Here is a 12,879-nt window from a genome sequence, read left to right on the forward strand (position 1 = left end):
GAGGAATGGGCCTACAACGGTATTCAGGAATTTATATTTTGTCCGCAAGCTGCCGTTTTTTGCTGGCGCTGCCAAGGTCGGCTTCCGGCCCTGGCAGCGCGGGAAATAGCAGGTCACCTGCCTATTTTGCGTCTCATTCGCCTCCGCTATGCACAAAATGGGTATTCGAAGTTTTGCCCTGATTATTCTGGCAGTCCTATTAATCGGACTACCCGCCCGGACACAAGCGCAGGACTGGCAGCGCGACCCCGTACTGAGCCAGGTGCTGGTGAAGCAACTGGTGCGCGACGCCGCCGGCCTGATGTGGGTGGGCACCGACGAGGGCCTGCTGCGCTACGACGGCTACGAGCTGGTGCCCCTGCGCCGGCTGCTGCGCGCCGGCACCCCCGACACCCTGCCGCCCGGCCCCGTGCAGGGCCTGGCGGCCGATGCCACGGGCGCGCTGTGGGTGGGCGGCCCGGCCGGGCTGTTTCGCTACGTACCGGCCACGGGCCATCTGGCCCGCGTGGCGCTGCCCGAGGTGCCCCGGGGCCGCGCCGAAGTCTACGAGCTGTGGCCCGACCCGCGCACCCGCCGGCTGTGGGTGAGCTACGCCGCCGGCCGCCTGGTTTGCCTGGGGCCCGATGGCCGGCCCGACCCCGCCGCGCCCATCTGGCACCTGCCGCGCCCGGTGCGCTGGCTGGCCCCCGAAGCCAGGGGCGCGGGCCGCTGGGTGCTGACGGATGGCGCGCGCCTCTTCCACCTGGCCGGCGGCCGGGCCACCGAAACGCCCGGGCTGCCCGGCCGTTTCCTGCTGCCCGTGCCCGACACGCAGCCGCAGCAGTTTGTGAGCACCCAGGCGCTGTACGAGCAGGCCACGCCGGGCGCGCCCTTGCGCGAGCGCCGCCGCTGGCAGTCGGCTGGCGGGGAGGAGGGCTTCCAGCCGCTGCGGCTGCCCGGCCGCACCTGGGAAATGGTGAGCCGGGGCCAGCTGATTACCCTGCACTGGCCCGCGGGGGGCCTGCCCGAAGTCAGCCTCGGCCCGGCCCCCCGCGATGGCAGCTCCAACACGCCGCTCAAATACACCGTGCAGGCCACCTCCGATGGCCTGCACTGGACGTATTCGCGCGGCCGACGCGGCTGCTACAAGCTGCGACCCTTGCCGCCCTTCATCACCCCGCTGGCCGGCCCCGGCGGCGAAACCTACAGCACGCGCGGCCTCACCCGCCTGCCCGACGGGCGCTTGCTGGTGGGCGGCTATGGGAAGACGCTGGTGCAGGCTGCCGGCCCGCCCACTGCCCCCTTGCAGCCCCTACGGCTGGGCCAGAACCAGCTGCCCCGCATTCTATACGGCCTGCTGACCGTGGGCCAGCGCGTGTTTTATGCCGAAGAAAACCACGGCTTTGGGGAGTTGAACCCGCGCACAGGCGAGCTGCTGGCGTATAACTTCGGACCGGGCAGCCCACCCAACGCCGTGGCCCAGGCAATGCTACACGACTCGCAGAGCCGCGTGTGGGGTGGGGCCAAGCCGGGCCTGTTTCTGCTCGATACCGCCCGGCACCTTGCCCGGCCCTACGCCACGGGTGCGGCCGCCGCCATTCTACCACAGCTCGACGTTCGCGGCCTCGCCCAGGGCCCGCACGGCCAACTGTGGCTGGCCACCAATAAAGGCCTGTACTGCCTGCGTCCGGCGAGCGGACAACTCGTGCCCTATGGCCCGGCGCAGGCTGGCTACCACCACCTGCCCACGGCCGATGTGCTGTGCGTTTATGCCACGCCCACGGGCCAGCTGTGGCTGGGCACCCGCGACCAGGGCCTCCTGCTGCTCGACCCCGGCCGGGGCATCGTGCAGCGCTACACGGTGGGCACCGGCTTGCTGAGTGCTACCGTGGTGTCGGTGCTGCCGGGCCGAAATGATGAGGTATGGGCCGGCACCTACGCCGGTTTGGTGCGCGTGCAGCCCGCCCGCCGCCGCGCCAGCGTGTACGGCGAAGCCGACGGCCTACGCAACGCCGAGCTGAACCGCCAGGCCGCCTGGCGCGACGCCGACGGCACCCTCTACTTCGGCGGCGTGGGTGGCCTGCACCGGGTAGAGCCTGCCCGCGCCCCGGCCGATGTGCCTGCGCCGCGGCTGCTGCTCACCGGCACCACCAATTACCAGGAGGCCGGCCCCCGCGGCCGCACCAGCTACGCGGTGGCTCCGGCCGGGGCCCCGCTGCGCCTGCCGGCCGGCACCCAGTTCGCCGCCTGGCACCTGGCCCTGAGCGACTACCTGACGCCCGAAGGAGCGCGCTTCCAGTACTGGCTGCTCGACAAAAGCGGCCGGGTGCAGTGGCACGCCTTCACGCCACGCACGCTGCTGCTGCCCGTGCCGCAGCCGGGGCGCTACACCCTGCTGGTGCGGGGCGAAACGGCCAAGGGATTATTCGCTGCCAATGCGTTGCGCCTGCCGCTGGAAGTGCAGGCCCTGTGGTGGCAGCGCCCGGTGGTGTGGGTGCTGGCGCTGGCCCTGCTGGCAGGCGCGGGCTACTGGCTGCACCGCCGCCGCCTGGCCCGCGCCCTGCGCGAAGCCCAACTGCGCACCGGCATCGCCGCCGATTTGCACGACGAGGTGGGCACGTTGCTCACCCGCGTGAGCGTGCAGGCCGAGCTGCTGCGGGGCCTGCCGGCCGACCTGCAGGAAGCCGCCCTCGACCGCCTGCTGCGCAACAGCCGCGCCGCCGCCAGCACCATGCGCGACGTGGTGTGGGGCATCGATGCCCGCGCCGACTCGGCCGGCTCGCTCTTCGACCGCATGCGCGAGTACCTCGACCAGACGGCCGCGGCCGCCGGCTGGCAAACCGAGCTCAGCACCACCGACTGGCCCGATACGACCCCGTTGCCGCCAGCCGTGCGCCAGTCGGTGTACCGCATTTTCAAGGAAGCCGTGACCAATGCCGTGCGCCACGCCCAGGGCGCCACCCTGCTACGCGTGCGAATGAGCCGCCGGGCCAACCAACTGATGCTCAGTATTACCGACGACGGAGTGGCGCAGCCTGCCAAGCCGGTCCGCACCGGCATGGGCCTGCTGAACATGGCGCAGCGGGCGGCCGGGCTGGGCGGCCGCTTGCGCGCGGAAGCGCAGCCTACCGGCGGGTTCGAGGTGCGGCTGGAAGTGCCGCTGCCCGATTAAGCGGCTGGTTGAATCAGAAAAAATACTTCAAAACGGTCATGCTGAGCGGAGTCGAATCATCTCTACCTCAATAGTAAATCAAACGAATGAATTGCGTTGCGCAGTAGAGATGCTTCGGCTGCGCTCAGCATGACTATTCTGACGGCTTATCTGGGTCTGACTATAGCTGCCCCTTGGCGTGGCGGCTCAGCAGCTCGGCGCGGCTGCTGACTTGCAGCTTGCGGTAGATGTTTTTGACGTGGGTGCGCACGGTGTCGGGCGAGAGGCCGAGGCGGGTGGCCACCTGCTTGTCGCCGAGGCCGTCCACCATGCCTTCGAGCACCTGCTGCTCGCGCTCCGAGAGCAGGCCGGCCTGGGCGGTGGGGGTGGGCTTGAAGTGGGCCAGCACCTGCCGGGCCACGGCGCGGCTCATGGGGGCGCCGCCGCGGGCCACTTCCAGCACGGCGGCTTTGAGTTCGGCCAGGGGCTGGTTTTTGAGCACGTAGCCGCTCGCGCCCCGGCACAGGGCCTGGTAAATGCGGTCGGGGTCGTCGAACACGGTGTGCATCACCACTTCGGTGTCGGGCAACAACTGCTTGAGGCGGGGCAGCGAATCGAGGCCGCTGCGGCCGGGCAAGCCCACGTCGAGCAGCACCACTTGCGGGGCTTGCAGCAGGTCAGGCAGCTGTTCGAAGAAAGCTTCGGCCGAGCCGGCCAGCAGCACGCAGCTTAGCTCGGGCTGGCGGCAGAGGTAGTCGGAATACAGCTGGCGCAGCTCGGGGTCGTCTTCGACCAAGGCTAAGCGCAGAGGAGCAGTGGTGGAGAAAGCAGCAGACATCAGGCAAAGGTCCAGGCTTTTCGGCCCTGAAAAAAGGGCTGTGCCTACCGCATTTGAGTGATGCCGGCGGCTTGCCCGCCCTTCGGCCCCGGCCAGACCTTTGCCCCATCCACTAGCCCGGCCCGCCCAGTGCGGCTACTTTTTGCTTTTTCGATGGCTCGTTTCTCTACTTTTCTGGCTGGCGCGGCGCTGCTGGCCCTGCCTTTTTCGGCCCTGGCGCAGGGCGTGCTCATTGGCCCGGCGGGCGGCGGCACGGCGGCGGCCGGCGCGGCCCTCGAAGTGCGCTCCGATACCAAGGGTTTCCTGCCGCCGCGCCTCACCTACGCCAACCGTGTGGGCATGACCAACGCCGTGGCCGGCATGCTGGTGTACCAGTCCGACTCGCCCGGCGGGCAGCCGGGTGCGGGCTACTATTATTACACCGGCGGGGGCTGGCTGCCGCTCCAGACCCAGGGCGACAACCTGGGCAACGGCGTGGCCGGCACCAACATCAACCTCAACGGCAACAAGCTGGTGGGCTCGGGTGGCAACGTCGGGCTGCGCATCGAAGGCTTAGGCGGCGGCCGGGGGCCCGACAACAACGCCGTGCTCGATTTTACCATTGGCGATAAAGGCGTGGTGCTGCCGCGCTTCAACTACCAGACCCGCGCTGCCCTGGGTACGACCCCGCCCCAGGGCTTGGTGTTTTTCAATACCGATACCAACCACCTCAACGTGTACGACGGCACGAGCTGGCAGGAGGTGAGCACCACCGCCAGCTCGGCCACCGAATATACCTACACGGCCCCGGGCGTGCACACCTACGTGGTGCCCGACGGCGTCACGTCCGTGCACCTGGAAGTGGCGGGCGCCTCGGGCAGCAACCGCCTGGGGCAGGACCTGTCGGGCCCGGGCGGGCTGGTGTCGGCCGATGTGCAGGTGACCCCCCTCAGCACCCTGTACCTGCTGGTGGGCGGCACCGACGGCAGCAACGGTGACCCCAACGGCAGCGGCGGCCTGAGCCTCGATACCAACACCCGGACCCCGGCCTCCAACCCCAACGGCGAGAACGGCGGCGGCGCCAGCGAGGTCCGCTACGTGACCTCGCTGCCCACGCCGGGCAGCTTGCCCGGGCGCAGCACCACGCAGCTGGTGGCCGGGGGCGGCGGAGGCGGCGGTTCGTTTCTCCCAAGCACGGGAGGTATTCGCTACGCCAATGGCGGCGGTGGCGGCTTTCGCGTCGACCGCAGCACCGGCAACCTAGTAACCCAGGGCCAGGACGGTGACAACAATCCCAATGCCGCGAGCTACGCCGGGCGTGGCGGCACCAGCACGTCGGGCGGACGCCAGGGCATGGGCTCGGGCGGCAACGACGGGGCGGCCGGCCTGGGCGGCAACGCGAACACAACGTCGCAGCGGATAAGCCAGGGGTACGGCCCGGGCGGCGGCGGCGGCGGCTACTTCGGGGGCGGCTCGGGCACCTACGGCGCCGGGGGAACCAATCCTGGCGTGGGCGGCGGCGGCGGCGGGGCCTCGTATGCGTTCAGCAACGCGCGCATCACCAACGTGGTGCACCAGCAGGGCGTGAACACCGGCAACGGCTACATCAAGCTCACGGTCAACCCGTAGCCGGGGCGGGGCCTCTGCTACCCACTCTTTCTTGTTGCACATGAAAAAGCTTATCTCCCTCGGATGGCTGGTGGCCGTGGCGGCCCTGACGCCGGCCCGGGCCCAGGACCTGTTGAACAACGGCGCGACCATCAGCCTGACGGGCGGCGCCACGCTGTCGGTGAGCGGCAGCTTGCAAAACAGCAGCGGCACGCTGGACCTGAGCAGCGGCCCCAACGAAGTGTACGTGGGCGGCAACCTGCTGAATGACGCCGGCGCCACGCTGCTGCCCGGCACCGCCAGCACCGTGACCCTTAACGGCACGGCCGCCCAGCAGCTCAGCCTGAACGGGGCGCAGCTCTTCAACCTGACCGTGAACAAGCCCAGCGGCGGCGTCGGCCTGCCCGCCAACAGCAACGCGGATATCGCCGGCGCGCTCACGCTGAGCGGCGGCATGGTGACGACGGACCCTTCTGCCACGCTACGTCTGCTCAACGGCGCCACCCTCAGCGGCGAGCAGAGCGGCCGGTACGTGAAGGGCAACCTGGCGGCCGTGAAGGCCAACGTGCCCGGCGGCGCAACCACCGCTTTTCCCAACAGCTTCACCCTCACCCCCACCGCCACCACCACCTCCCTGACCGTAACCCGCCGGGCGGGCCTCACCACCGCCCAGGTCAGCTTCGGCACCAGTGTCGGCGGCAATCGGGGCATCGACCGCATCTGGAGCGCGTCGGCCGCCGTGAAGGGAGCGGTGCAGCTGAACTGGCTGCCCGACGATGACAACGGCCTCTCCAATTTTAGTGTGGCCCAGGTATGGGGCCGTACCGCCGCCCCGATGGCCGGCTCCGGCTGGGCGCGCATCAGCCCCGCCCAGAACGCGGGCAGCGCCCGCACGGTCGTGGGCACGGCCCCGGCCAGCGGCCTCTCGTTCTTCACCGTGAGCACCGCCAGTTCGCCACTGCCCGTCACACTGATTGATTTCAGCGTCAGGCGCGAGGGCCCGGCGGCCCGCCTGAACTGGCGCACTGCGCAGGAATTGAACAATGATTATTTCGTGGTAGAGGCGAGTGCCGACGGCCAGACCTACCGCCCGGTGGGCAGCCCGGTACCCGGCCAGGGCACCGTGAGCGCGCCCATCGACTACACCTTCACCGACCCCAACCTGCTGAATTACCGCACCGACCTGGTGTATTACCGCCTGCGGCAGGTCGATACCGATGGCACGGCCAGCTACTCGCCGGTGCGCACCATTGCCCTGACGGCGGCGGCTACCGGCCTGGCCCTGTTTCCCAACCCAGCCAGCACCGGGGCCATGCTCACGGGCACGCGGCCCGGCACGGTAGTGCAAGTATTCGACGCGCTGGGCCGCGTCGTGATAACCGCCACCGCCGATGCCACGGGCACCGCCGCGCTGGCCCTGCCGGTCGGGTTGGCCACGGGCGTGTACGTGGTGCGAGCCGACGATAAGGCGCTGCGCTTGACGGTGGAATAAACCGCTGACGTGCTGCAAGGCAGAGCGTCTTCCCCGCACCATTCGATTTTTGGTGCATTGCTTGGGGCCGGGCGGGGGAGGCTAGGTATAGGATGAGTATATCCGGCGTGCAGGCACCCTGTATCTTCTCGTTTTGGGTAACGAATTTTCCACCCTGCTAAAATTCAGGTTTATTGCTGGCGCGGGGCCGCCGCCTACGGGCCGCGCGGAGTTGCCCCACGCCCTACAGTTGGGCTGTTGGGCGGGCGGCGGGCTCTGGTACCCGTTACCTTCGTAGCCGCAGCGGCGGCCGGGGTGCCGCGGCTGCACCGCCCATGCTTTTTTCCTCGATTACCTCCCGCCTGGCCCTGAGCCTGCCGCTGCTGGCGCTGCTCGGCTGCTCGGGCAACGCCAGCCAGCAGCCCGCCGCCGAAGCGCCCGGCGTGCTGCCCGGCCCCATTGCCGGTACCACCCAAACCCGGCTGCCCAACGGCTGGAAGCTGAGCCCCGCCGGCACCGCCACCCCGCTCGGCGACCTGCCCCTGAGCCTGGAAATCAGCCCCGACGGCCGCCTGGCGGCCGTGACCAACGGCGGCTGGGGCGAAAACTCGGTGCAGCTGCTCGATGCCGCCACCGGCCGCCTGCTCGACACCCGCGTGGTGCCGGCAGCCTGGGCCGGCCTGGCCTGGGCCCCCGATGGCCGTACACTCTACGCCTCGGGCGGGCAGCACAACCGCATTCATAGTTTTAAAGTCGAAGGCCAGAAATTACAGCCCGACAGCGCCCTGGTGCTGGGCCCGAAGTGGCCGAAGCAGAAAAGCGGCGTGGCCGGTCTCGCCGTTGATGGCCGCCGCCAGGTGCTCTACGCCGTGACGCGGGAGGACAATTCGCTCTACATTTTCGACCTGAAAACCCGGCAAATCCTGCGCACCCTCAGGCTGCCGGCCGAGGCCTACGATGCCCAGCTCAGCCCCGACGGCGCGCGCCTCTACATCAGCCTCTGGGGCGGCCACGCGGTGGCGGTGTACGATGCCGAGCAGCAGCAATTACTGGCCAGCATCCCCGTCGAAAGTCACCCCAACGACTTGGCCCTCACGCGCGACGGCCGCCGCCTGTTTGTGGCCAATGCCAACAGCAACTCGGTTTCGGTGATTGATACCCGCGCCGGCCGCGTCACCGAAACGCTCAATACGGCCCTGTTCCCGGCCTCGCCCGCCGGCAGCACCCCCGACGGCCTCGCCCTGAGCGCCGACGACAGCCAGCTCTTCATCGCCAACGCCGACAACAACTGCCTGGCCGTGTTCGACGTGCGCGACGCGGCCACGAGCCGGCCGCTGGGCTTTATTCCCACGGGCTGGTACCCTACGGCCGTGCGCGTGGTGGGTGGCCAGCTGCTGATAGCCAACGGCAAAGGCACAGCCTCGCGGCCTAACCCCAACGGCCCCAACCCCGGGCGCGACGTGGGCGAAGTCGGCAAGGGCTACATTGGCGGGCTGCTGGCTGGCAGCCTTTCGCGCCTGCCCGTGCCGGATGAAAAAGCGCTGGCCGCCTACTCGGCCCAGGTGTACGCCAACACACCTTTCAGCAAAACGCGGGAGGCCGCGCCCGAGGTGGCGGCGGGCAGCCCCGTGCCGCAGCGCGTGGGCGAACAGTCGCCCATCAAGCACGTCTTCTACATCATCAAGGAAAACCGCACGTACGACCAGGTGCTGGGCGACCTGCCCGCCGGCAACGGCGACGCCAGCCTCTGCCTGTTTCCGGAGAAGGTGACGCCCAACCACCACGCCCTCACGCGGGAGTTTGTGCTGCTCGATAATTTCTACGTCGATGCCGAAGTGAGCGCCGATGGCCACAACTGGAGCACGGCCGCCTACGCCACCGATTTTGTGGAGAAAACCTGGCCCAGCAACTACAGCGGCCGCGGGGGCGACTACGACTTCGAGGGCAGCAAGGGCGAGGTGGCCGAGCCGAAAGACGGTTTCCTGTGGGATTACTGCCTGCGCGCCGGCCGCACGTTCCGCAGCTATGGCGAGTTCGTTTTCCAGGGCAAACCCACCAAGCCGGCCATCGCGGCCAACTACTGCAAGGAGTATGCGGGCTTCAATTTGCGGGTGAAGGACGTGGACCGCGAGAAAGTGTGGGAAGCCGATTTCGACCAGCTGGTAGCGTCTAATAAGCTACCCAACCTCAGCATCATCCGCCTGCCCAACGACCACACCTACGGCGCGCGCAAGGGCGAGCTCAGCCCCCTGAGCTACGCCGCCGATAACGACCTGGCCCTGGGCCGCCTGATTGAGCACCTCTCCAAAAGCCCGGTCTGGAAAGAATCGGTGGTGATGATAGTGGAGGATGACGCCCAGAACGGCCCCGACCACATCGACGCGCACCGCTCCACGGCTTACCTCGTTGGCCCCTACATCCGGCGGCACGCGGTGGTGCATACCGCCTACACCACCTCGGGCATGCTGCGCACGCTGGAGCTGATTCTGGGCCTGCCGCCCATGAGCCAGTACGATGCCGCCGCGCTGCCACTCTGGGCCTGCTTCACCGCCAAGCCCGATTTTCGCCCCTACGCCCTGCGCCCTGCATCCACCCCGCAGGACGTGCGCAATACCGCCTACAACGCCCCCGCCCGTCGCGCCGAAAAGTTCGACATGAGCCGCGAAGATGCCGCGCCGGATTTGGCTTTCAACCAGAACATCTGGCAGGCCGTGCGCGGCGAGCACAGTCAGATGCCGGCTCCGCGCCGCGCCGCTTTTCTGCGCGAGGCAAAGGCTGAGCGCGAGGAGGAAGAGGAAGAAGGGGATGATTAGAACATCGACTCCCCTCCTTACCAAGGAGGGGATGCTGCCGCGAAGCGGCAGCTGGGGTGGTTGTAGGCGTTGAGCCACGCCTGAACGAAAGACTGTCGAAGCTGTTCAACGCCCGCAACCACCCCCGTTTCAGCTTCGCTGAAACATCCCCTCCTTGGTAAGGAGGGGAGTTTGACCGCCAAGCTCATTTACAATCTCATGCAGCTCAAGCCCCTCTTCACCTTCCTCACCGGCCTCACCAAGCACAACGACCGCGCCTGGTTTCAGGAGCGCAAGCCTACCTACGACCAGCTGCGCAAACAATTCGAGGAAGACGCCGAGTTCTGGTACCAGGAATTGCAGAAGCTCGACCCCGCGCTGGCCGGGCCGCTGGGCCGCAAAAGCATCTTCCGCATCTACCGCGACGTGCGATTCAGCAACAACAAGGACCCGTACAAGCTGCATTTCTCGGCCTACTTCACCGCCAGCGGCAAGGACATTGAAACGCCCGGCTACTACGTGCAGGTGGGCCCCGGCGGCCACACGCTCATCGGCGGCGGCTGGTACATGCCCGATAAAAACCAGCTGGCCGCCATCCGCCAGGAAATCGACTACAACGCCGCCGAGCTGAAAGCCATTCTGGCCGCGCCCGATTTCCAGCGCTATTTCGGCGCGATGGGCGGCGACAAGCTCAAGAAGTCGCCCGCCGCCTACGACGTGTCGCACCCTGAAATCGAATTGCTGAAGCACAAAAGCTTCACCGCCAGCCACACCCTAAGCGACGCCGAGGTGCTGAGCCACGCCGATTTTCGCGCCTACGTGCCGGAGGTATTTGCGGCGATGGTGCCCTTCTGCCAGTTTCTGCGCAGCGCGGTGGAGGTATAGCGCGGACTTTGTAGTCCGCGAGTGGCACGGTTCGTTTGTTCGATGCGCGGACTGCAAAGTCCGCGCTACATCACCACTTCACCACTTCTTCCTCGTGGCCGGCGCGGAAGAGCGCGCTCTGCTTCTTGCCGTTGGCCTCCACGTTCACGATGTTCATTTCATCGGCAAATGCATCGAGCAGCACGGCTTGGCGCAATTTGATGCCGGCCACCGGACCCGGCAGCGGCACCTTGCAGTAGAACCAGTAGCCGTCGTTTTCGGCCTGCATGCCCAGCACCTGCATAGGCAGCCGCGCCCCGGCCACCGTGCTGATTTGCAGCGTGCGCTGGAAGTAGGCATCGGCCAGCACCAACGGGCGCGGGCCGGGCTCGGTCAGGGTTACGGCCTTGGGTTGGCCCTGCGAAATCGCCTTCTCGAAATCATCGGCAAACACCTTCACCGACAGTTCCAGCTGCTTTTTGGCGGGATTGTAGCGCAGCTCGGTGAGGGTGGAGTGGTAGGCGTGGCGCGCCGGCCGCGCCCCGGCCAGCGGAAACAGCAGCAACGCAGCGGCGAAAGTGGCGAGGAGACGCATAGTTGGGTTAGGGGATAGGGGAGAAGGAATAGATGATAAGGCTAACGAAAGAACGTCATGCTGAGCGTAGTCGAAGCATCTCGCGTGCCATAGTAATTCAATCGGCTAACGATTTTGATTACTACCACATGCGAGATGCTTCGACTACGCTCAGCATGACGTTCATTATGGCCAGGAAGTGCCTAGAAGAACTTCAGCACCTGCTTGATGACAATAACATAGGCCATCAGCGCCAGAATGAGCACCGTGCCCACACGCTGCGCGCCTTCGAGGAAGGCATCGGAGGGCTTGCGGCGCAGAATCATCTCGTAGAGCAGGAATACCACGTGGCCACCGTCGAGAGCCGGCACGGGCAGCAGGTTCATAAACGCCAGCACCATGCTCAGGATGCCAGCCAGGCCCCAGAAGTGCTGCCAGTCCCACACGCCACCAAACTGCTGCGCAATTTCGACCGGGCCGCCCAGGTTCTTGGCCGAGGCCTTCCCGGTAAAGATTTTGCCGAAGGCCCGGGCCTGCACCCACACAATGGAAAAGGCTTTTTTGGCCCCGCGCGGCAGGGCCTCGGCCAACGAATACTTGCGCGTGCCAATGTCTAGCGTCGACTTGCGCTCGAAGCCAATGTGGCCTTCGGCATCCACGGGCACGTTCAGGGTGACGGGCTGGCCGGCGCGTTGTACGTCGAGGCGGGCGGTTTTGTCTTTGTTGGCCAGCAGGGCGGCCTGCAGCTCGTCGAAAAACTGCACAGGCTGGCCGCTCACGGCTGTAATCACGTCACCCACCTGCAGGCCGGCTTTCGAGGCATTGCCGCCGGGCGTCACGCGGTCCACGGCGAAGGTTTCGCGGGGGCGCAGCAGCACGCTGTCTTCGGTTTGCTTGCTCGATAGGTCGAGGAAGTTGTCGGGCATCTTCACGTCGGTAAGCTGGCTGCCGCGCTCCACTGTGAAGTAGGTATTGTCGCCGAGCAGTACCTCGGGCTGATAAATCTCGTCGAAATCCTTGAACGGCCGGCCGTTAATTTTTACGATTTTATCGCCCGTCTGGAAGCCCACCTGGCGGGCCAGGCCATTGGGCAGCACGCCATATTTCACCGACGAGGCGGGCAGGTAAGTCTCGCCATAGTAGGCCGTCATGGCCGTGAAGATGACAATGCCCAGAATCACGTTCATGATGATGCCACCGAGCATCACCAGCAGGCGCTGCCAGGCGGGCTTGCCCCGGAATTCGTCGGGTTGCGGCTCGCCGGCCAGGGCCGAGGCGTCCTGCGTCTCGTCAATCATGCCGTGAATCTGCACGTAGCCGCCCAGCGGGAACCAGCCGATGCCGTACTCGGTCTCGCCAATCTTCTTTTTGACCAGCGCGAAGTTGGCCACGTTGGGCATCGGAAACAAGAAGTCGAAGAAGATGTAGAACTTATCGACCCGGATTTTAAAGAGCTTGGCGAAGGCGAAATGGCCGAATTCGTGCAAGCCAACAAGGATGGAAAGCGCCAGCACAAGCTGGCCAATCATGGTGAGGATAGCCAAGGGGGGAATTGAATTATGAATTAAAAATTATGAATTATGAATTGCAAAATAGGAATCATAAGAAGAGGTGATAAGCTGC

General features: G+C 66.6%; 8 protein-coding genes. 5 read left to right on the forward strand and 3 right to left on the reverse strand.

The features are described from left to right. The first annotated feature begins 157 nt into the window (after positions 1–157). On the forward strand, positions 158–3,151 hold the full coding sequence (locus tag MON38_RS16425; protein ID WP_241937233.1) for a sensor histidine kinase: 2,994 nt from the start codon (positions 158–160) through the stop codon (positions 3,149–3,151). Positions 3,152–3,311: 160 nt separating this feature from the next. Here the strand turns inward: MON38_RS16425 and MON38_RS16430 are convergent, their stop codons facing one another. Further along, complete coding sequence (locus MON38_RS16430) at positions 3,312–3,968, reverse strand: LuxR C-terminal-related transcriptional regulator (protein WP_241937234.1); 657 nt, start codon at positions 3,966–3,968, stop codon at positions 3,312–3,314. A 153-nt stretch (positions 3,969–4,121) separates the two neighbouring features. Here MON38_RS16430 and MON38_RS16435 point away from each other — a divergent pair, with 153 nt between their 5' ends. The 4 genes from MON38_RS16435 (at position 4,122) to MON38_RS16450 (ending at position 10,703) form a co-directional block, all read left to right on the forward strand. Then, positions 4,122–5,576 (forward strand): glycine-rich protein, encoded by a 1,455-nt coding sequence (locus MON38_RS16435; RefSeq protein ID WP_241937235.1) that lies wholly within the window; start codon positions 4,122–4,124, stop codon positions 5,574–5,576. Between the two features lie 40 nt (positions 5,577–5,616). Continuing rightward, entirely contained in the window at positions 5,617–7,047 is a 1,431-nt protein-coding gene (locus tag MON38_RS16440) for a T9SS type A sorting domain-containing protein (RefSeq protein WP_241937236.1), read from the forward strand. A gap of 314 nt (positions 7,048–7,361) precedes the next feature. Then, positions 7,362–9,839 carry a bifunctional YncE family protein/alkaline phosphatase family protein gene (locus tag MON38_RS16445; RefSeq protein WP_241937237.1) on the forward strand — a complete coding sequence of 826 codons (2,478 nt, stop codon included), beginning with the start codon at positions 7,362–7,364 and terminating at the stop codon, positions 9,837–9,839. A gap of 198 nt (positions 9,840–10,037) precedes the next feature. Continuing rightward, positions 10,038–10,703, forward strand: a complete 666-nt coding sequence (locus MON38_RS16450; protein ID WP_241937238.1) for a DUF2461 domain-containing protein — start codon at positions 10,038–10,040, stop codon at positions 10,701–10,703. 70 nt (positions 10,704–10,773) lie between these two features. Here MON38_RS16450 and MON38_RS16455 read toward each other — a convergent pair whose 3' ends face one another. Together MON38_RS16455 and rseP are read right to left on the reverse strand one after the other, a co-directional pair. Next, on the reverse strand, positions 10,774–11,277 hold the full coding sequence (locus tag MON38_RS16455; RefSeq protein WP_241937239.1) for a DUF6702 family protein: 504 nt from the start codon (positions 11,275–11,277) through the stop codon (positions 10,774–10,776). Between the two features lie 182 nt (positions 11,278–11,459). After that, entirely contained in the window at positions 11,460–12,800 is a 1,341-nt protein-coding gene (gene rseP / locus MON38_RS16460; RefSeq protein WP_241937240.1) for an RIP metalloprotease RseP, read from the reverse strand. Between the last annotated feature and the right edge of the window lie 79 nt (positions 12,801–12,879).

Source organism: Hymenobacter cyanobacteriorum (genome assembly GCF_022631375.1).
In the GTDB taxonomy this organism is placed as follows: Bacteria; Bacteroidota; Bacteroidia; order Cytophagales; family Hymenobacteraceae; genus Hymenobacter; species Hymenobacter cyanobacteriorum.

Coding starts and splice junctions, on each gene's coding strand:
- MON38_RS16425 (WP_241937233.1), top strand. CDS start 158: ATGGGTATTCGAAGTTTTGCCCTGATTATTCTGGCAGTCCTATTAATC.
- MON38_RS16430 (WP_241937234.1), bottom strand. CDS start 3,968: ATGTCTGCTGCTTTCTCCACCACTGCTCCTCTGCGCTTAGCCTTGGTC.
- MON38_RS16435 (WP_241937235.1), top strand. CDS start 4,122: ATGGCTCGTTTCTCTACTTTTCTGGCTGGCGCGGCGCTGCTGGCCCTG.
- MON38_RS16440 (WP_241937236.1), top strand. CDS start 5,617: ATGAAAAAGCTTATCTCCCTCGGATGGCTGGTGGCCGTGGCGGCCCTG.
- MON38_RS16445 (WP_241937237.1), top strand. CDS start 7,362: ATGCTTTTTTCCTCGATTACCTCCCGCCTGGCCCTGAGCCTGCCGCTG.
- MON38_RS16450 (WP_241937238.1), top strand. CDS start 10,038: ATGCAGCTCAAGCCCCTCTTCACCTTCCTCACCGGCCTCACCAAGCAC.
- MON38_RS16455 (WP_241937239.1), bottom strand. CDS start 11,277: ATGCGTCTCCTCGCCACTTTCGCCGCTGCGTTGCTGCTGTTTCCGCTG.